This is a genomic window from Promicromonospora sp. NPDC052451 (genome assembly GCF_044547525.1).
Lineage (GTDB): Bacteria > Actinomycetota > Actinomycetes > Actinomycetales > Cellulomonadaceae > Promicromonospora.
The window spans coordinates 114,319-132,308 of record NZ_JBIUAP010000006.1; the positions used below are offsets into that span (position 1 = coordinate 114,319).

The 17,990-nt window shown below is 75.9% G+C and carries 14 protein-coding genes; 3 read left to right on the forward strand and 11 right to left on the reverse strand.

Annotation, left to right across the window (positions count from 1 at the left end):
• Positions 1-53: 53 nt before the first annotated feature.
• From ACIG47_RS12445 to ACIG47_RS12455, 3 genes are read right to left on the reverse strand one after another with little or no spacing between them, the layout of a single operon-like run.
• The gene (locus ACIG47_RS12445; protein WP_397431069.1) at positions 54-1,442 is read right to left on the reverse strand and encodes a hypothetical protein; all 1,389 of its coding nucleotides are present in this window, start codon (positions 1,440-1,442) and stop codon (positions 54-56) included.
• Positions 1,423-3,018, reverse strand: a complete 1,596-nt coding sequence (locus tag ACIG47_RS12450) for a hypothetical protein (RefSeq protein ID WP_397431070.1) — start codon at positions 3,016-3,018, stop codon at positions 1,423-1,425. Before ACIG47_RS12450 ends, ACIG47_RS12445 begins: the two co-directional genes overlap by 20 nt.
• Positions 3,015-4,457: a condensation domain-containing protein gene (locus tag ACIG47_RS12455; protein ID WP_397431071.1), complete on the reverse strand. Its 1,443-nt coding sequence runs from the start codon at positions 4,455-4,457 to the stop codon at positions 3,015-3,017. The genes ACIG47_RS12450 and ACIG47_RS12455 overlap by 4 nt, the downstream gene beginning before the upstream one ends.
• A gap of 141 nt (positions 4,458-4,598) precedes the next feature.
• On the opposite strand from ACIG47_RS12455, the gene ACIG47_RS12460 reads away from it, so the two are divergent.
• On the forward strand, positions 4,599-6,077 hold the full coding sequence (locus tag ACIG47_RS12460) for a hypothetical protein (RefSeq protein ID WP_397431072.1): 1,479 nt from the start codon (positions 4,599-4,601) through the stop codon (positions 6,075-6,077).
• Positions 6,078-6,094: 17 nt separating this feature from the next.
• Here the strand turns inward: ACIG47_RS12460 and ACIG47_RS12465 are convergent, their stop codons facing one another.
• Positions 6,095-7,378: a glycosyltransferase gene (locus ACIG47_RS12465; RefSeq protein WP_397431073.1), complete on the reverse strand. Its 1,284-nt coding sequence runs from the start codon at positions 7,376-7,378 to the stop codon at positions 6,095-6,097.
• A gap of 101 nt (positions 7,379-7,479) precedes the next feature.
• Between ACIG47_RS12465 and ACIG47_RS12470 the strand changes: the two genes are divergently transcribed.
• Positions 7,480-8,895 (forward strand): hypothetical protein, encoded by a 1,416-nt coding sequence (locus ACIG47_RS12470; RefSeq protein ID WP_397431074.1) that lies wholly within the window; start codon positions 7,480-7,482, stop codon positions 8,893-8,895.
• Between the two features lie 65 nt (positions 8,896-8,960).
• Here ACIG47_RS12470 and ACIG47_RS12475 read toward each other — a convergent pair whose 3' ends face one another.
• The 4 genes from ACIG47_RS12475 to ACIG47_RS12490 all read right to left on the reverse strand — a co-directional run bounded on the left by ACIG47_RS12475 (position 8,961) and on the right by ACIG47_RS12490 (position 13,874).
• Positions 8,961-9,395 carry a hypothetical protein gene (locus ACIG47_RS12475; RefSeq protein ID WP_397411275.1) on the reverse strand — a complete coding sequence of 145 codons (435 nt, stop codon included), beginning with the start codon at positions 9,393-9,395 and terminating at the stop codon, positions 8,961-8,963.
• Positions 9,396-9,562: 167 nt separating this feature from the next.
• Positions 9,563-10,972, reverse strand: coding sequence for a Re/Si-specific NAD(P)(+) transhydrogenase subunit beta (pntB, locus tag ACIG47_RS12480; RefSeq protein WP_397431075.1), 1,410 nt, complete (start codon positions 10,970-10,972; stop codon positions 9,563-9,565).
• Positions 10,969-12,549, reverse strand: a complete 1,581-nt coding sequence (locus tag ACIG47_RS12485; RefSeq protein WP_397431387.1) for a Re/Si-specific NAD(P)(+) transhydrogenase subunit alpha — start codon at positions 12,547-12,549, stop codon at positions 10,969-10,971. The genes pntB and ACIG47_RS12485 overlap by 4 nt, the downstream gene beginning before the upstream one ends.
• Before the next feature lie 56 nt (positions 12,550-12,605).
• Positions 12,606-13,874 (reverse strand): cytochrome P450, encoded by a 1,269-nt coding sequence (locus ACIG47_RS12490; RefSeq protein ID WP_397431076.1) that lies wholly within the window; start codon positions 13,872-13,874, stop codon positions 12,606-12,608.
• A gap of 208 nt (positions 13,875-14,082) precedes the next feature.
• Between ACIG47_RS12490 and ACIG47_RS12495 the strand changes: the two genes are divergently transcribed.
• The gene (locus ACIG47_RS12495) at positions 14,083-14,841 is read left to right on the forward strand and encodes an IclR family transcriptional regulator (RefSeq protein WP_397411281.1); all 759 of its coding nucleotides are present in this window, start codon (positions 14,083-14,085) and stop codon (positions 14,839-14,841) included.
• 15 nt (positions 14,842-14,856) lie between these two features.
• Here ACIG47_RS12495 and sigJ read toward each other — a convergent pair whose 3' ends face one another.
• The 3 genes from sigJ to ACIG47_RS12510 all read right to left on the reverse strand — a co-directional run bounded on the left by sigJ (position 14,857) and on the right by ACIG47_RS12510 (position 17,935).
• Positions 14,857-15,759: an RNA polymerase sigma factor SigJ gene (gene sigJ / locus ACIG47_RS12500; RefSeq protein ID WP_397431077.1), complete on the reverse strand. Its 903-nt coding sequence runs from the start codon at positions 15,757-15,759 to the stop codon at positions 14,857-14,859.
• Complete coding sequence (locus ACIG47_RS12505) at positions 15,759-16,364, reverse strand: carboxymuconolactone decarboxylase family protein (protein ID WP_397431078.1); 606 nt, start codon at positions 16,362-16,364, stop codon at positions 15,759-15,761. The genes sigJ and ACIG47_RS12505 overlap by 1 nt, the downstream gene beginning before the upstream one ends.
• A 104-nt stretch (positions 16,365-16,468) precedes the next feature.
• On the reverse strand, positions 16,469-17,935 hold the full coding sequence (locus ACIG47_RS12510) for an ATP-binding protein (RefSeq protein ID WP_397431079.1): 1,467 nt from the start codon (positions 17,933-17,935) through the stop codon (positions 16,469-16,471).
• Positions 17,936-17,990 lie beyond the last annotated feature (55 nt).

Consider the following 17,990-nt stretch of genomic DNA (forward strand, 5'->3'; position numbering starts at 1 on the left):
CGGCGGTCCGGGCGCCGTCGCCTCCGACGGCGCCCGGCCCGTGCACCCGGTGGTCAGCCCAGCTCGGCCAGGATCGTGGCCCAGCGGTCCAGCAGCGCGTCGACCACCTGTGTCGCCGTGGCGGTGCGGGGCATGCGGGCGCGGACGGCGAGGCCGTCGTCCGTGCGGGAGACCCAGACCTGGAGGTCGTCGGCCCGGGTCGCGGCCGACACGTGGTGCGCGCGGCTCCCGGCGGCCGCCGCGTGGCCGGGCAGCCGCCGGTAGTCCAGGTAGGACACCTGGAAGATGTCCCTGCGCGGGAACCGCAGCGGCTGCGGCAGCGTCCCGACGACCTGTTCCAGCGGTACCGCGGCCAGCTCGCGCGCCGCCCGCAGCGCCTTGCCGGTCTCGGCCAGCGCGGTGTCCGGCACGGTGCGTTGCGCGTCCCCCGCGGGTGCGGCCCAGGCCCGCGCGGACGGGTGCCCCGTGCCGGAGTCGATCCGCAGCGGCACCGTGGTGGTGTGCCACCCGACAGAGCGCCGCGCGGCGTCGTCCGCACGGGTGTGCACGGGCAGCAGGGTCTCCAGCGTCGCCGGCCCGCCCAGGTCCGCCACCGCGCGGGCGAGCGTGACCAGCACGGCCGCCGACGTCGACGCGCCCGCCGAGCGGGCCCGGGCGGCGACGGCGCCGGCGGTCGCGGCGTCGGCCAGCGTGCGCACGACCGTGCGCTGTGGCGCCCGTTCGCCGTGGGGCACGCCGAGCGGCAGCGGGAACGTGGGCAGCGCCCAGTCCCGCTCGCGCAGGAAGCCGTGCCAGGTCGCCAGGCGCGGGTCGTCGGCGCCCACGAACGGGAGGCCGGCCGGATCGGCGGGAAGGAGACGGGCGGGGCGGACGGCCACGCGGGCGCCGTCGGCACGCTCGGCGTACCGGGCGGCCAGCTCGTCCACGATCACCGTGGTCGACCAGGCGTCCGTGTGCAGGTGGTCCAGGCCGAGCACGACCGTGGACCGGTCCGCCCGGCTGATCGCGGCGGGCAGGAACGCGGGGTAGCCGAACGGCGCGCACCGCCGGGACAGCTCGGCCACCAGGTGGGCCCGGGTCTCGTCGGCCGTCCGGGTGACCGGGCCCTCGTGCGGACGCCAGGCCAGCGCGTCGGCGTCGTGCCGCACCAGCCCCACGGCCTCCGGGTCGGGGCGCCGCACCGCCTCGACCCGCAGGCCCGGGTGGGCCGCCACCAGGTCGCGGAAGGCCCCCTCCAGCGCGGCACGGTCCACGGGGCCCGCGACGTCGAACGCGGCGGCGATCCACACGCTCGGCTCGCCCCCGCGGGCGCCGAGCAGGTGGTTGCGCTGGTTGTAGGTGGGCACCGCCGGTTCCGGCACGTGCCCCGCCCCCGGCGTGACGTCCCAGGTGACCACCTGGCCCGGCGCCGGCTCCCAGAGGTCAGCCGAGAGAACCCGCACCGGTCGCCTCCAGGCGCTCGACCCCCGCGCCACCGGCAGCCGCGCCCCCGGCAGCCGCGCCACCCACGGCCGCCCCGGCGGCACCGCCCACCGCGGCCTCGAACGTCGCGGTCAGCTCGGCCACGTACCGGTCGGCCGCCGCCTGCGCCGAGGGGACGTCCGGGGTCTGCATCACGACGTAGAGCCGCTCGTGGTCCCGGTTGACCCACAGGGAGGCGTTCGCGGTACGGCCCTCCCCCGTGAAGTGCAGGCCGTTGTCGTAGGCGGGCCGCCCCGCGCCGGGAAAGCGCCGCAGGTCGAGGTAGCTGATGAGCTGCGGGCTGCCGAGCGAGGCCGGGTCGAGCACGCCGCCCGCGAGCATGACGCCGAGCGCGGCGTGCACCGGCACCGCCGCGACCTTGCGCGCGCTGCGGAACGCGGCGTCCGCCGCCGGCAGCACGTCGGTAAACGACGCCGGGGCGCCCCCGCCGGCCACCGGGAAGGCGACCGGGGCGAAGTTGCACAGCCAGCCCTGCGCGGTCTCGAAGCCCGGACCCCGCGAACCCACCACGGTGACCCCGAACCAGTCGGTGGCGCCGGTCAGCCGCGCGTCGGTGAGCGCGATCCCCGCGAACACCGCGCCGGTGAACCGCGCGCCGTGCGCGGCGGCCAGCTCGTCCAGCCGCGCGAGCCCGCCGGCATCAAGGAGCGTCGTGGAGCGGATCCGGACGGGTGCCGTCTCCCCCGGCGCGAGGCCGAGGTCGAGCGCGAACCGGGGCAGGCGCCCGCCGTGCGCGGTCACCGCGTCGGCCCAGGCCCGGATCTCCGGGGCGTCGGGCGGCGTCGCCGCGGCGAGCGCGTGCTCCGCGCGCGCGTGGTCGAGGAACGAGCCGGCGGTCGCGGGCTGCGGAGCAGCGGGCTCCGGAGCAGCGAACTTCCCAGCAGCGGGTTCCCCGGCAGCGAGTTCCGGAGCAGCGGCGTCGAGCGCACCGAGCTCCTGCCCGTACAGCTCCTCGAGCTCGCTGAGCACCATGAGCTGGGACGCGCCGTCGGTGAAGGCGTGGTCGCACCCCCAGAACAGGCCGAAGCCGTCGTCCGTGACGACGGCGCCGAGCGCGAAGGGCGCCCACCCGTCGGGCCGGCAGGCGGCGTCGAACGTCGCGGTGAGGTGGCCGGTCAGCCACTCGTCCCACGACCGGCCGGGGGCCGGCGAGAACGCGGGGACGTCCACGACCTCGAAGCCCACGGCGTCCGCCGGCACCAGGTGCCGCACCGGGTCCCCGCCGGTGGCGCAGGCGTCGACGTCGAACCAGGTGCGCAGGCCCTCGTGCCGCCGCACGAACCGGGTCAGCGCCCGCGCGAGGGCGGCGCCGTCGAACGGTCCGCCGAGACGGGTGGCGGTGCCGGTCCAGGCCCGGTGCCGCCCGCCGGACGACCGGCGCGCCGCGTAGGCGCGCAGGTGGTCGCCCTGCAGGAACGACGGCGGGCCGGGGTCCACCGGGGCGGACGCCGCGGCGGCGAGCGCGGCCGTCGTCGGCCGAACGTGCAGCACCTGGCCGGGTGCCGTCGTCCACGTGCCCATGGCGCCGAGGATCATGCGACCGCCTCCCGCAGCCCGGCGGCCCCGAAGGCCCGCAGCACGGTGCGCAGCTCCGCGACCAGGGCGTCCATCGCGGCGTGCGCCTGGGGGGTGTCCGGGTACCGGGTGGACACGTTGAGCCCGTCGTGGGTGCGCAGGAACCAGAGGTAGAGCTCGTCGGTGCCGTAGGCGGGGCTGCGCAGGGTGCGGGCGGCCCAGGAGCTCCAGCGCTCGGCCCCGGGCACGAACCGGGTGTCGACGTAGGACACCGCGAAGTGCGGGCTGTCGGCGATGCCGCCCAGCTCCGCGACCCGCGCGAACGAGTAGCGCACCAGGGGCTTGCCCGCCGAGACGGCGGCGTGCACGCGCTCGACCGCGGTGGTCAGGGCGTCGCCGTCGAGCATCCGGGCGGGTCCGGGCCGGCCGTCGACGTCGCGCAGCAGCGGGCCGGTGCCGCTCAGGTCGAGGTCCACGGGGCACAGGCCCACGTACCAGCCGACGGCGGACGCGTGCTGGGGCGCGTACCGGGTGTGCATCGGCAGCACGAACCGGAGCCGGTCCAGGCCGTGCACACGGCGTGCGGCGTGCGCGAACGCCGCCAGCACACCCGACTGGGCGGACGCCCCGCGGGCGCGGCTGCGGGCGCTGAGGTCGTCGGTCTGGTCCGCGCTCGCGAGCCATTCCGACCGGGACGCCTGCGGGCGGGCCGCCTCGGCGGCGTCGGCGGCGGGGCGCGTGATGCCGGCGTAGCGCGGGAAGGCCGCGTCCGGGCCGAGGAAGTCGAGCCAGCGGCGCACGGGTTCGCCCTCGCGGGCGAGCGTCATGGCGAGCTTGCGGTCCTCGGCGGAGAAGTCGACGTGGGAGCCCACCTCCAGCGCACGCAGCTCGGCGTCGGGCACGCCGCGGCGGGCGGCGTCGTAGAGCGAGACGATCTCCTCGAACCAGAGGAGCTGGGAGTAGGCGTCCATGACCGAGTGGTCGGCGCCGAAGGCGAGCACGAAGCCGGCACCGTCCGAGGCGCCGGGTTCCGGCACGACGCTCGCCAGCACGCAGTGCGGCCAGGCCGTGGGCGAGACGTCGGCGAGCAGGCTGGGCAGCAGCGCGGCCACCTGGCCGGCACTCAGGTCGCCCACCACGAGGTCCCGGACGGTGACCGCCTCGGCCGGCGCGGTGACCCGGCGCCAGCCGGTCCCGTCCCGCGTGACGGTGGTGCGCAGCACCTCGTGACGGCTCATCCAGGCGTGGATCGCCCGCCGCAGGGACTCCGGCTCGTACGGGCCGGGGACCCGCAGCACGGAGCCGATCCACGAGCCCGGCTCGGAGTCGCGCAGGTGGGCCTCGTGGCCCGGGGACAGGTCGCGCGGGTCCTGCTGCCAGCGTCCGGCATCGGCCCGCGGTGTCCACGACGTCACGGTCCCGGCCGGCAGGTCGTAGGCCGACAGCTCGGTGTATTCCATACGTGCGTGCCCCTCGAATCGTTGTGTGGGCACGGCCAGCACGACGTCGGACGAGTTCCGCGGTCCCCTTGCGGCGACCTTTATACCGGATATGCCGGGTGAAAGTTAGTCCCCTCGGATATGCCGGGTATGGTCTGCCACTTGAAGACGACCGTGCCCGAGCCCGGACGGGAGCCGAGCGTGACCCACCCGCCATCCGCGCTGCGCCTGCAGTTCGCCGACGACATGTTCCTGCGCCGGCACGACGGCGCCGCGAGCCCCGCGGTGAACCAGGTGCTGTGGCGCCTGGACGGCCCCTACGACGCCGATCGCCTGCGTGACCTGGCCGAGGGCATCGCCGCCGGGGCGCTGCACCGCCGCGTGGTCCGCGCCCGGGTGCCCGGCGCCCGGCACCGGTGGGCGCCCGCGGGAACCCTGCCCGTGCTCGACCTCCAGACCGCCGCCGTGCCCGACGACGGCATCGGCTCGTGGGCCCAGGCCCAGGCCGACGTCCCCCTGAACCCCGCCCGCGGCCGGTCGTGGCGGCTGGCCGCCGCGGACGTCGTGGCAGCCGGGGACGACGACGGTGCCGTGGTCGGCGGGATCGTCTCCCTGACCTGCGCGCACGCGGTCGCGGACGGGGCCGCCCTGATCGACGCCCTGGTGCGCGCCTCGACCCGCGCCGACCCGATCGTCGTCCCCCCGCCCGAGCGCGGGGGCCGCGCGCTGCTCGCCGACGCCGCCGACGCCGCCGGGCAGGCCGCGGCCGTCGCCCGCTGGGCCCAGGCGCGGGCCCGGCAGGCGGCCCGTGCGCGCCGGGCCGCGGAGGCGGACGCGGGCACGGCGGCCGGCGCCGACGCGGGGGCCGGCGCCGGCACGGGGGCCGCAGCGGAGCCGGCCGCCGCGCCCGCACCCGCCGGTCAACCCGCGCCGGAGACCTTGGGCAGCCCCGTGCCGGACCCCGCCTGGCGCGTGCCGGTGCTCCACGTCGAGCTCCCGTCCGACCGCGTGGCCGAGGCGGCCGCCGAGCGCGGCGGCACGCCCAACACGTGGTTCGTCGCGTTCCTCGCGCGGCTGGTGCACGCCACCGGGCGCTTCCCGGGCGAGCCCGTCCCGGTGGCGCTGCCGGTGGCCACCCGCGAGCCCGACGACCCGCGGGCCAACTCCACCAAGATCGCCCGGGTCACCCTGCCGGCCGAGGTGCTCTCCGCGCGCGACCTCGGCTGGGTGCGGGCCGCGGCCAAGGAGGCGTACGCCGCCGTCGGGCAGGCGGAGCCCGGGGCGGCCCCGGTGCCGCTGGAGCTGGTGCAGATGCTGCCCGACACGGTCGTCAACCGCCTGCCGCAGCCGCCCGTCGCGGCGGCGCTGGCCTCCAACCTGGGCAAGCCGCCCGCCGGGTACACCCAGGCGCCGGGCGGTCCGGTGCGCGCGGTCGCGACGCTCTCGCACTACCAGGGCGCCACGGCCGCCGAGCTGCGCGCGGCCGGCGGCGGGCTGGTCGCCTTCTGCACCACGGTGGGCCCGACGACGACGCTCAGCGTCGCGGCCCTCGACCCGGACCGCGTGGCCGACGCCGCCGTGCTGCGCGACCTCGTGCTCACGGAGGCCGGTGCCTGGCGGCTGCCCGCGGTGCCGTGGTGAGCGCGGCCGGGCGGCGGTCAGTCCCGCGTGCCGCCGTCGATCGCGTCCGCGGCCGCCGCGACGGCCCGGGCGGCGGGCACGAGCCGCGCCCCGAGGGCGGCGGCGCGGGCGGCGGTGGCGTCGTCGAGCACCTCGGCCAGCGCACCGGTCAGGACGCCCGGCCGGGTCAGCGTGCTCGCGCGGCGCGCGACCCCGACGCCGGCCCCGCGCAGCAGGTCGCCCCACAGGGGCTGGTCGGCCGAGTACCAGCCGACCACGGCGGGCAGCCCCGCCCGCAGCACCGCGCCGGTGGTGCCCGCCCCGCCGTGGTGCACGGCGGCCCGGCAGCGGGGCAGCACGGCGGCGTGGTCCACGGCGCCGACCAGGCGGACCCGTCGCCCGTCCGTACCGTGCGCCCCCGAGAAGTCGTTCCACCCGGCGCTGACCAGCGCCCGCACCCCGAGCTCCGCGCACGCTGCCTCGGCGGCGGCCACCAGCGCGGGCGGGTCGGCCACGGGCATGGAGCCGAAGCCGACGTAGACGGGCGGGTCCCCGGCGTCGAGCCAGGCGTCGAGGCCGGCGTCGGGCCCGGAGCCGGACTCCCCGAGGCGGGCGCGGGCGGCGTCGTCGAGGGCCAGGAAGCCCGTGAACGGGCGGCGCGGCCCCCACTCGGCGGCCAGCCCGGGCACCAGTGCCGGGTCGTACGCCTGGATCTCCACGCCGCCGGCCTCCCGGAGCCGGGTGGGCAGGTGCACGCGGGTGCCCGGCAGGCCGAGGGCGGCGCGCTGCGCGTTCTCCGCGCGGCGGGTCAGGCTCCACCGCACGCGTTCCCCCAGCACCCAGGCCGTCCGCGTGGCCCGAGGCCCGCGCACGCCGCTGACGGGCGACACCACGCCGTTGGCCCGCACCGGGCAGTAGTGCAGCGCGGCGGTGCGCAGCCCGCGCCGTTCGGCCACCGCCGCGGCCACCTCCTGCCCCAGCAGGCCGGTCACGACCGTGTCGGCGCCGCCGACGTCGTCGAGCAGGGCCGTCAGGCCGGTCCGCAGCTCGTCCCAGCCGGCCGCCGCCACCGCGCGCAGGGCGCGCACCCGGCGCACCGGACGGGCGGAGCGCATGTCGCGGCGCACCAGGTCGGACCCCAGCAGCGCCGCCGAGTCGATGCCCAGCGGCACCGGGTCGAGCCCCAGCCGCTGCGCGAGCGGCAGGAGGTTGGGCGCGACACCGGTCACCACCTCGTGCCCGCGCCGACGCAGCTCCAGCGCGACCGCGAGCGCCGGCTGGACATCTCCTCGACTGCCCACCAGGGCCATGACGTGACGCACGCGCGCACCCTACCCACCCGCCACGACCTCGTGTCACTTTCACCCGCCACCGCACCCGCGCCCGCCCGACCGTTCCTCGCCCGCCCCGCACCGGAGGCCCCGTGACCAGCCCAGCGACCATCACCGACCCGGCGGCGACCAACCGCCTCACCTACGACGACGACCTCTTCCTGCGCACCCGTCGGGTGCTCGGCGTCGCCGTCGTGAACCAGACAGTGTGGCGCCTTCCGGTGCCGCTGGAGCCGCGCGCCGTGCAGGCCCTGCACCGCGGGCTGGCCGACGGTCCGCTCCAGCGCGTGGTCCGGCCCGGCCGGCTGCCCGGGGCGCGCGCCCGGTGGTCGGCGTCCGCCGTGTCGCTGGACCCGACGATCGAGGCCACCCCCGTGCGCGACGACGCCGTGCTCACCTGGGCGGACCGGCAGGCCCAGGCCAACCTCGACCCCGAGACCGGCCCCACCTGGGCCCTCGCGGCGGCTCCGACGGTGAGCGGCGGCAGCGTGCTCAGCTTCGTCACGTCGCACGTGGTGGCCGACGGCGGGATGCACGTCGGCGCGCTCCAGGCCGCCGTCGCCGCGGCCGGGTTCCGGGCGGACGGCGGGGCGTTCACGGCGTCCGGCACGCGGCGCCTGCCCCGAGACGGCGAGCGGATCCGGACGGGACTCGTGGCGGACCTGCGCGACGCGACCGGCCAGGCGCGCGCCGCCGCCGCCGGCCTGCGGCAGGCCGCCCGGCAGGGACCCGTGCCGCCGGTCCTGGCCCAGCAGTCCTCGGACCGGCCGCGCCCCGGACCGCGGTCGGACGACGCCCAGCCGGCCCACCCGCCCGTCGTCGTGGTGGACACCGACGCCGCGACCTGGTACCGCACGGCCCACGCCGCCGGCGGGACGGCGAACTCGCTGCTCATCGCGGTGTGCACGGAGATCCTGCTCGCGGCGGGCGCGGCGACGGCCGGCATGCCGGTGCGCGTGTCGATCCCCGTGAGCCTGCGCGGCAAGGACGACCTGCGCTCGAACGCCACCTCGGGCGTCTCCATCGCCGTCGACACGACGGTGACTCCCGCGCCCGAGCGGGCGGGGGTCGTGGCGGACATGGGTCAGATCCGGTCGAGCGCCGCCGCGGAGTTCCGGGCCCTGACGACCGGGACGCGCGTGGACACCCTCGGTCCGCTGAAGCCGCTCATGCAGATGGTGCCGGACGCCGTCGCCCGGCGTGCCGCGCGCGACGCCACCGCGCCGCTCTGCCTGGCCTCGAACCTGGGCCGGCTGCCCGCGGGGTTCGCGGCCCCGCTCGGCACGCCGGCGACCAGCGTGCTCATGCGCGGGGTGACCCAGGGGCTGACCCGTGGGCGGCTGCGCCAGATGCGCGGCGGGCTGGACTCCTGGTGGTCCGAGCACGACGGCGTGGCGACCCTCGTGGTGCTCGGCCTGGACATGGACCGCCTGGGCGAGCCCGCGCAGGTGCGTGCGGCGGTCGAGACGGTCTACGCCCGGCACGGCCTGCCGGTCCGCTTCTGGTGACGGCCGGCCGCAGGGCGCTCGACCGGGCGGCGCCCGCCGGCTGAGCGGCGGGGGCCCGCGGGCCGTCAGGCCGCCATGCGGACCGGTGGGTGGCCCTTCGGTTCCCGGAGCGGGTCCGGGGCGGACGCGCTCCGGCGCCGTCGGCGCCGCGTGCCCAGCACCCCGGCCGACGCCGCCGCGAACGACAGCACGCCGAACCCGGTGGACCAGGCGTCCAGGTGGATCGTCACGGCGAAGGCGACGATCGCGGCGACGGGCACGGCCATGCCGATCGGCACCGAGTAGCGGGCCAGCCGCAGGGCGCGCGCCGTCCGCGCGACGCCCCAGCCGACCACGGACCAGGTCAGGAACGTCAGGACCGCGCCGCCGAACGACGCGAAGAGCTCACCGGCGTTGTGCGCGCCGGCCGGGGGCCCGAACCAGAAGAGCTCCGTGGTCGCGACGAGCACCAGGAACCCGACGATCGCGACCGCACCGGTCGCGAGAGAGCGTGTCAACACTCGGCCTCCGCACTGAGGGACTGCCCCGGCGTTCCCGGTGCGGCCCCTTTATACCAAGTCGTTACCGCACACTGTCAGCGCGGCACCGTCAATTCACCCACACATGACCACGCGAAGGCAAAGCACGCCGCCCCCTGACGCGCCCCGCAGACCGTCCCGCGCCCCCGTCAGAGCGCCTGCACGATCAGCTCCACCTGCTCCTTCGCGTCCCCGAACAGCATGGCCGTGTTCTCACGGAAGAACAACGGGTTCTGCACCCCCGCGTAGCCCGTGGCCATGGACCGCTTGAAGACGACCACCTCGCCAGCCTGCCACACCTGGAGCACCGGCATGCCCGCGATGGGGGACGCCGGGTCGTCCTGCGCGGCCGGGTTCACCGTGTCGTTGGCGCCGATCACGAGCACCACGTCGGTGGCGGGGAGGTCGGCGTTGATCTCGTCCATGCCGAACACCTGGTCGTAGGGCACCTTGGCCTCGGCGAGCAGCACGTTCATGTGCCCCGGCAGCCGCCCGGCCACCGGGTGGATGCCGAACCGCACGGTGGTGCCGCGCGCCGTGAGCCGGGCCACCAGGTCGGCCACCAGGTACTGCGCCTTGGCCACCGCCATGCCGTACCCGGGCACCACGATCACCGAGCGGGCGGCGGCGAGCAGGTCGGCCACCTCCAGCGCGGTCGTCTCGCGGTAGGAGCCCGGCTCGACCGGGCCGCCGGGGGCGGCGGCACCGGCCTCGGCGCCGAACCCGCCCAGGATCACGCTCACGAACGACCGGTTCATCGCGCGGCACATGAGGTAGCTGAGGATCGCACCGGACGAGCCCACGAGCGCACCGGTGATGATCAGCAGGTCGTTGCCCAGCATGAACCCCGCCGCGGCGGCCGCCCACCCCGAGTAGGAGTTCAGCATCGAGACGACGACGGGCATGTCGCCGCCGCCGATCGCCGCCACCAGGTGCCAGCCCAGCGCGAGCGCGACGAGCGTCATGAGCAGCAGCGGCAGCAGCCCCTGCTCCGGCGCCGTCAGGAACCACCAGAGCAGCCCGCCGGACGCGACGAGCGCCGCGAGGTTCAGCCAGTTGCGACCGGGCAGCAGCAGGGGCGAGGAGCGCAGGCGGCCCGACAGCTTGCCGAACGCCACCACGGAGCCGGTGAAGGTCACGGCGCCGATGAGCACGCCCAGGTAGACCTCGACGAGGTGCACCGTCGCGCCGGCGCCTGCCGTCGCGGGCTCGGAGAGGTAGGAACCGAACCCGACCAGCACCGCGGCCGCGCCGACGAACGAGTGCAGCAGCGCGATCAGCTCGGGCATCTGGGTCATCTCGACGGTGCGGGCCCGCCACGTGCCCACCGCCGCCCCGACGAGGAGCACGAGCAGGATCAGCCCCGCCGTCACACCGACGGGCCGCTCGGACCGCACCAGTGAGAGGGCCACCGTCGCCGCGAGCGCCAGCCCCATGCCGGCCATCCCGAGCAGTACGCCGCGCCGCGCCGTCTCCTGCCGCGACAGCGCAGCCAGCGACAGCACGAACAGCACGGCCGCGACGAGGTACAGCGCCTGGACCACGGACTCGGCGCTCATGGCTCCTCCGGGGTGCGGTGGAACATGCCGAGCATGCGGTGGGTGACCAGGAATCCCCCGAAGACGTTGATGCTCGCCACCGCCGAGGCGAGCACCGCGAGCACGGTCACCACCGGGTCCGACGAGCCGATCTGGAGCATGCTGCCGACCAGGATGATCCCGGAGATCGCGTTGGTCTGGGACATCAGCGGCGTGTGCAGGGCGTGGGTGACGTGCGAGATCACGTAGAAGCCGACCACCACGGCCAGCGCCAGCACGGTGAAGTGGGTGGCCTGCTCGGCCGGCGAGGCCGCCACGGCGAGCGCCCCGAGCACGGCGGCGAGCACGACCAGGGCGGTGCGGGCGGCCGGGCGGCGTCCCGTGGTGCCCGGCCCGGCAGCGGCGGCTCCGGCCCCGCCGGCACCGCGCTCCGCGGGGACCTCCTGCACCTCCTGCGCCGGGACCTCCTGTACCGACACCGCGACCGGCGGGGGCGGCCACAGCACCTCGCCGTCGCGGGCCACCGTCATGCCGCGCACCACGACGTCGTCGAGGTCGAGCACCAGGCGGCCGTCCCGGCCCGGTGTGCCGAGCTCGACCAGGTTGGCCACGGCGGTGCCGAGCAGCTCGGAGGTGTGCCGCGGCATGCGGTCGGGCAGGTCCGTGTAGCCGAGCACGACCACGCCGTTGTCGCTGACGACGCGCTCGCCGGGCACCGTGAGCTCGCAGTTGCCGCCGCCGGGTGCGGCCAGGTCGACGATCACGCTGCCCGGCCGCATCGCCGCGACCATCTGGGCGGTGACGGTGGTCGGGGCGGTTCCCCGCACGAGCGCCGTCGTCACGACCACGTCGGCGGCCGCCGTCTCCACGGCGTAGGCACGCAGCGCCGCCGCCTCCTGGTCGGCGGTGAGCGCGGAGGCGTAGCCGTCCGCGCTGACCTGCTGGGCGGCGGCGTCGGCCCGCACCACGGTGGCGCCCAGGGACTCGATCTGCTCGGCGGCCTCCGGCCGCACGTCGAACGCGCGCACCCGGGCGCCGAGGCTGCCGGCGGCGCCGACGGCCGCGAGCCCGGCCACGCCCGCGCCGATGACGAAGACGGTGGCGGGTGGCGTGGTGCCCGCCGCGGTGACCTGGCCGGAGAACATGCCGCCGTACTCGGCGGCGGCCTCGACCACCGCGCGGTACCCCGCCACGTTGGACAGCGCGCTCAGCACGTCCAGCGACTGCGCCCGGGAGATGCGGGGCACGGCATCCAGGGCGAGGGCGGTGACGCCGCGGTCGGCGAGCTCACGCAGCAGCCCGGGTCGCGTGGCAGGCGCCAGCTGCGCGATCAGGACAGCGCCGGGACGCAGGGCCGAGGGCCCCGGACCGGCGAGCGACGCGGGCGCCCGGGTCACGACCACGACGTCGGCGGCCCACGCCTCGGGTCCCGGCACGACGACGGCACCTGCCGCCGCGTACGCCGCGTCGGGGTGGCCCGCCCCCGCACCCGCTCCTGCCGCGACCGCGACCTCGTAGCCGAGGCCGACCAGCCGGGCGGCCGTCGTCGGGGTGGCGGGCACGAGCGGCCCGCCGTCGTCCGGTATGCCGATGCGCATGTGACCCTCCTCGCTCACGTCCGCAACCTACCGCGCCCCGCCCGCACGCCGTCCCGTCAGGCGGACACCACCGGCCGCGGGAACGTGACCGGCAGGCTCACCGGCTGCCTGAGCCACAGGACGCGGTCCCAGGCGACGTCGGCGGGCGGGACCCGGAGCGTGAGGTCGAGCCGTCGCAGGACGGTCTCCACCGCGATGCGCGCCACCAGGCGCGCCGTCCGGGGCGCGGGGCACGCGTGCGGCCCGGTGCCGAAGGAGACGTGGGCGCGGCTGCCGACGTGGTCCCACGGGTCGCCCGTGTCCATGCGCGGGTCGGTGTTCGCGGCGTGGATCGCGAGCACGAGGGGGTCCCCGGCGGCGACGTGCTTGCCGCCCAGCACGATGTCCCGGCGGGCGAACCGCGGCAGGGTGTGGATCGTCGGCGTGGAACGCCACAGCACCTCGTCCATGGCGTTGTCCAGGTCGATGCGGCCCCCGTGCAGGCGACCGGAGAACCGCACGTCGGTGAGCGCGAGCAGCAGCGTCTGCCCTACCCATGCCGTCAGCGTCAGGTTGCCGGACCAGGCGACGACCAGCAGCGAGTGCACCACCTCGACGTCGTCGTGCAGGTTCGGGTGCGCGACCAGCGTGCTCGCGAGGTCCCGCCGCGGGCTCGCACGCCGGGCCGCCACGAGCGCGCCCGTCATCCGGTCCACCTCGGCCACGGCGTCAGCCGCGTCGGCGCCGCCGCCCGCGACGCGCCGGGTCAGGTCGAACAGACGCTGCCCGTCCTCCGGGTCGAACCCGATCATGTCGGCGACCACCAGGAACGGGATCACCGACGCGTACTCGAGCATGAGGTCGGCGCGGCCGCGCTCCTCGAAGCGGTCGATGAGCAGGCTGCAGAAGGAGCGGGCCTTGGCCGCCGTGATGCTCTCGGAGACCTGCTCGAACGCGTCGTCCAGCGGCACGCGCAGCCGCCGGCGCAGCGCCCCGTCGCTGTGGTTGGCGGCGAACCGCTGGTGCGAGGTGAGCACGGGGTGCAGCCCGGACCCCGGGGGCAGGCCGCCGCGCGCGTGCCCGTTCCACGTGCGCGGGTCGGTCGCGAAGGCGTGCTCGTTGCGCATGACGTCGTAGACGAGCCGCTGACCCATGACGAGCCACGCGGGCACGCCCGGTTCCAGCTCGACCGGGGCCACCTCGCCCCACTCGCGCTCGAGCTCGTCGTAGAACACGCGCGGGTCCGGCATGGCCGAGGCGTCGACCAGCGACCTCAGGGGCACCACGCCCGCCATGGCGTCGAGCCCGAGCGCTTGCCCGATATGACCTAGTTCAGGTATTTTCATGGATCCACCGCTCTGTGCAGTCACCTGTGATCGCCCAGGGTGAATCCACCCGTGTCGCCGTCGCGCGCCGTGACCACGGCCCTGGCCGTGGCTACGATGTCTGCGAGGGCATACACTGTCGCACCCTCGAACCACCCTGTCGAGACCCATCCGGCCAGCACCTCGGTCGACCTGATCGAGGGCACCACCCGACGAGCAAGGGGGGCACGTGACTCTGTACGCCGAGCGGGAACGCCCGGACGACCTGGTGCAGAGCGTCGCGCGCGCCCTCCGGGTCCTCGAGGTCGTGACGCGGTCCCCGGGCCTGCCGGTCAAGGCCATCGCCCGCCGCAGCGGCCTCAACCTCTCCACCACGTACCACCTGGTGCGCACGCTCGCCTACGCGGGCTACGTGGCCCGCCTCAAGGACGGCACGTACGACGTGGGCGAGCAGATCAGCAACCGGTTCTACGAGCAGCTCGGCTCGCTCGGCCGCGGCCCCGACACCCGCGAGGTGCTGCGCCACCTCGCCCAGAGCACCGGCTACAGCGCCTACCTGGGGCGGATCAGCGCCGGCCGGGTGGTCGTGGTCGACTACGCCGAGGCCCCGGGCTCGCCCTACCTGGAGGACCTGGAGCGCGGGCTCGACGTCTCGGCCCACGCCACCGCCCTCGGCAAGGCCCTGCTGCTCGGCATGTCCCGGCGCGACCGTCACGAGCTGGTGGTCGACGCCGGCCTGCGCAAGTTCACCGCCCGGACGGCCACCGACATCACGGCCCTCGACGGACAGCTCGCCCGCCTGCGGGCCGACGCCGTGGTCGAGGAGCACGGCGAGTTCCGCGACGGCATCACGTGCGCCGCGCACCTGGTCCCCCGCCGGCACGGCGAGGCCGCCTGGGCGGTCGGCCTGACGGTGCCGGACGAGGTGGTGCCGCAGCACGCGCGCCGCGAGCTCCGGCTCGTCGCGGGCGACCTCGCGACCGTCTGACGCCTCAGGGCGACCTCAGGGCGCGACCCGGCGCAGCCCGGCCAGCCGGTCGGTGTTGCGGAACACCAGCACGCGCGCCAGCCGGTCGCCGTCGAGCTCGGTCACCGCGGCCATGGCGGGCGCGCCGTCCAGCAGCGCGAGCATGCCGAGCGACCCGTTGATCTCGGCGGGCACCCACTCCATCCGGCCCACCGTCTCGTCCTGCGCGAACGCCACCAGCGCCCGGGACACCTTGTCGGCGCCCCGGATGACCCGCCGCGCCGCGCGGACCACGCCGCCGCCGTCGGTCACGAGCTCCACCTCGGGGGAGAGCGCCGCCAGCACGCCCGCGACGTCACCCGTGAGGCACGCCGCCAGGAACCGCTGCGTGACCTCGGTGTGCTGCGGACCCGCGGGCGTGTAGCGCGGACGCCGCGACCGCACGTGCTCGCGCGCGCGGTGCGCCACCTGCCGCACGGCGACGACGTCCCGGTCGAGCGCGTGCGCGACCTCCTGGTAGGGCAGCTCGAACACCTCGCGCAGCACGAACACGGCGCGCTCCAGCGGCGAGAGCGTCTCCAGCACCACCAGCAGCGCCAGCGACACCTCCTCGGCGCGCTCGACGGGATGGGCGGCGTCGGGCGTGGTCAGGAGCGGGTCGGGCAGCCAGGGCCCCACGTAGGTCTCGCGGGCCCGCTGCAGCGCCCGCAGCCGGTTGAGCGCGAGCCGGGTGGTGATCCGGACCAGGTAGGCCCGCGGCTCCAGGACGTCGGAGCGGTCCGCCGCCGACCAGCGCAGCCACGCCTCCTGGACCACGTCCTCGGCGTCGGCGGCCGCACCGAGCATCTCGTAGGCCACCGTGAACAGCAGCCGACGGTTCTCGGCGAACGGTTCCGTCAGCACGTCCGGTGCCGGGCGCGGGTCGGCGCCGCCCGCCACTACGCCTCCCCCACCTCGGCGAGCGGCCCGCCGAGCGGCACCTCGCACCGGTCGCTGAAGCCCTGCGCACTGAGCCCCATGGCGGAGTTGATCCGGCTGCGCAGGTTCTCCACGGCGACGATCGCGACCAGCTCGGTGAAGGCCTCCGCCCCCAGGGCGCCGGTCAGCCGTGCGGCGAGCGCGTCGTCCACCGCCGGGGGCGTCGCCGTCTCCGCCTCGGCGAACGCGAGGACGTCCCGCTCCAGGTCGGTGAACCGGTCACTGGTGCGCCAGACCGGCACGTCGTGCAGCTTCACCGGGTCCACGTGCCCATGCTGCGCCTCCCAGTACCCGAAGTCCACGCACCACGTGCAGCCGATGGACACCGAGGCGGCCATGATCGCGAGCGACTTCAGGCCCGGGTCCAGGGCCTTCCAGCCGGACACGCCGAGCTCGGTCAGCGCGTAGGTGCGGGTCACCTTGCCGTGGTGCCCCACGGCGACCAGCGGGTCCAGCACCTCGCCGTACCGCCACCGCGAGTACGCGGCCATGGCGCGGTTGGTCAGGGTCCTGGGCAGCACGGTGCTGATCCGGGTGCTGATGCTGCGGGCCGGTGTGCCGGTCATGACGGGCTCCGTTCTCGGACGGGGGCTGCGGACACCATCCAGACACCTCTCGGTCGCGGGACGTGACACGGCCCGCAGGTGACCCCCGTCACATCACGGTCGGCTCACCGGTAGATCTCGGGCAGCCCGACCAGGACCACGTCATCACGCTCCTGAGCCGCTTCCCGGAGCCGCGCGTTGAACCCGGCACCGCTGAAGCAGAACAGACGCGCACCGCGAACGTCGAAGCGCCCGACCGCGCCGATCACCTCGCGGATCTGGTCGAGCCGTTCGAGATGCGCGAGCCCCATCTGGTCGTTCCACTTGGCATCACCGATCGCCAGCAGCGGTGGCTTGCCGCCGTCGGGGATCCCCACGGCGGCCACGTCGACCTCATGGTTCGCCCGGGTCCTCGGGTCGCGGACGACACCGTGACCGACGCGGGCCGGAAGACCACCCAGCAGGCCCGGGTCCGCATGGTGCAGGGTCCAGTCCCGGCAGACCTGCTCGAAGTGGGGCCCCAGGACGTTGCTGGCGAACCGCCGCTGGCTCGCCCGCCACACCCGCTCGGCCGAGCCTGGCCTCTCGAGCTGGTCCCAGACCGGCCTCATGATCGCGTGGTAGAAGGCGATGAGCGGCTCCGCGATGCGGAACGTCGAGCGGTTGGCACGGAACATGTCGTCGTCACGCTGCAGGAGGCCGGCGTCCTCGAGCACGTTGATGGGATGCGCGATGTCCGCAGCCTTGCGCTCGAGGTAGTTCGCCATGCCACCCCGCGTCGCATTGCCCTCGGCCACCGAGGCGAGCACGGACAGGTACAGCGTCGTGTCCCGCATGTCCGGCTCCTCGGCCAGCAGGTAGCGCGCCTCGCGGAACAGCGGTGACTCGGGGTTCAGCACCGTCCGGGTCACCCAGCCGTCGAAGTCGTCCGGCCCGGACGGCGAGTCGCCACGGGCGAACTCGCGCCGATAGGCAGGTGTTCCACCCACGACGGCGTGCACCTGCAGCGCCAGCCGAGGGTCCGTGATGTCCCAGAACCGCGCCGCCAGCTGATGGTCCAACGGACGGACGAGCAGGTCGAGCCCCGCCCGTCCGCGCAGCGGCGCATTGCCGGCGAGCAGCCTTCCCATGAACGACAGCGCCGAACCGCACAGGAGGAGCCGCGTCCGCGACCGGGACCGCTCGACGCGGCGCGGCCGCAGCGCCTCCTGCACGATGGACGGCAGCTCGGGATTCGCTCTGGCCAGGTACGGGAACTCGTCGATCACCACCGGCACGGGCCGCTCGCGCCCCAGACCCAGGAGGACGTCGATCACCTCGGCCCAGCCTGCGAAGTGGAACGGGCTGGCCGGACGAACGTGCTCGGTCAACGACGCGCTGATCCGCCGCAACGACTCGGCGTCGGTCGCCTCGGTGGCACCGAAGTAGAAGCCGCCGGCCGCTTGGCACACAGCCTCGAGCAGGTACGTCTTTCCCTGGCGCCGACGGCCGGACACCACGCCGAGCGTGGCGCCCGGCTGGTCGTCGGTGACGAAGCTGCGGAGCGCGGCCCACTCGTGGTCACGGTCGAACATGTCGGCTGGCTTGTCCATGCGGGCTCACAATTCATGGGAGTACAGTTAATAGAACTGTACTCCCATTAATTGC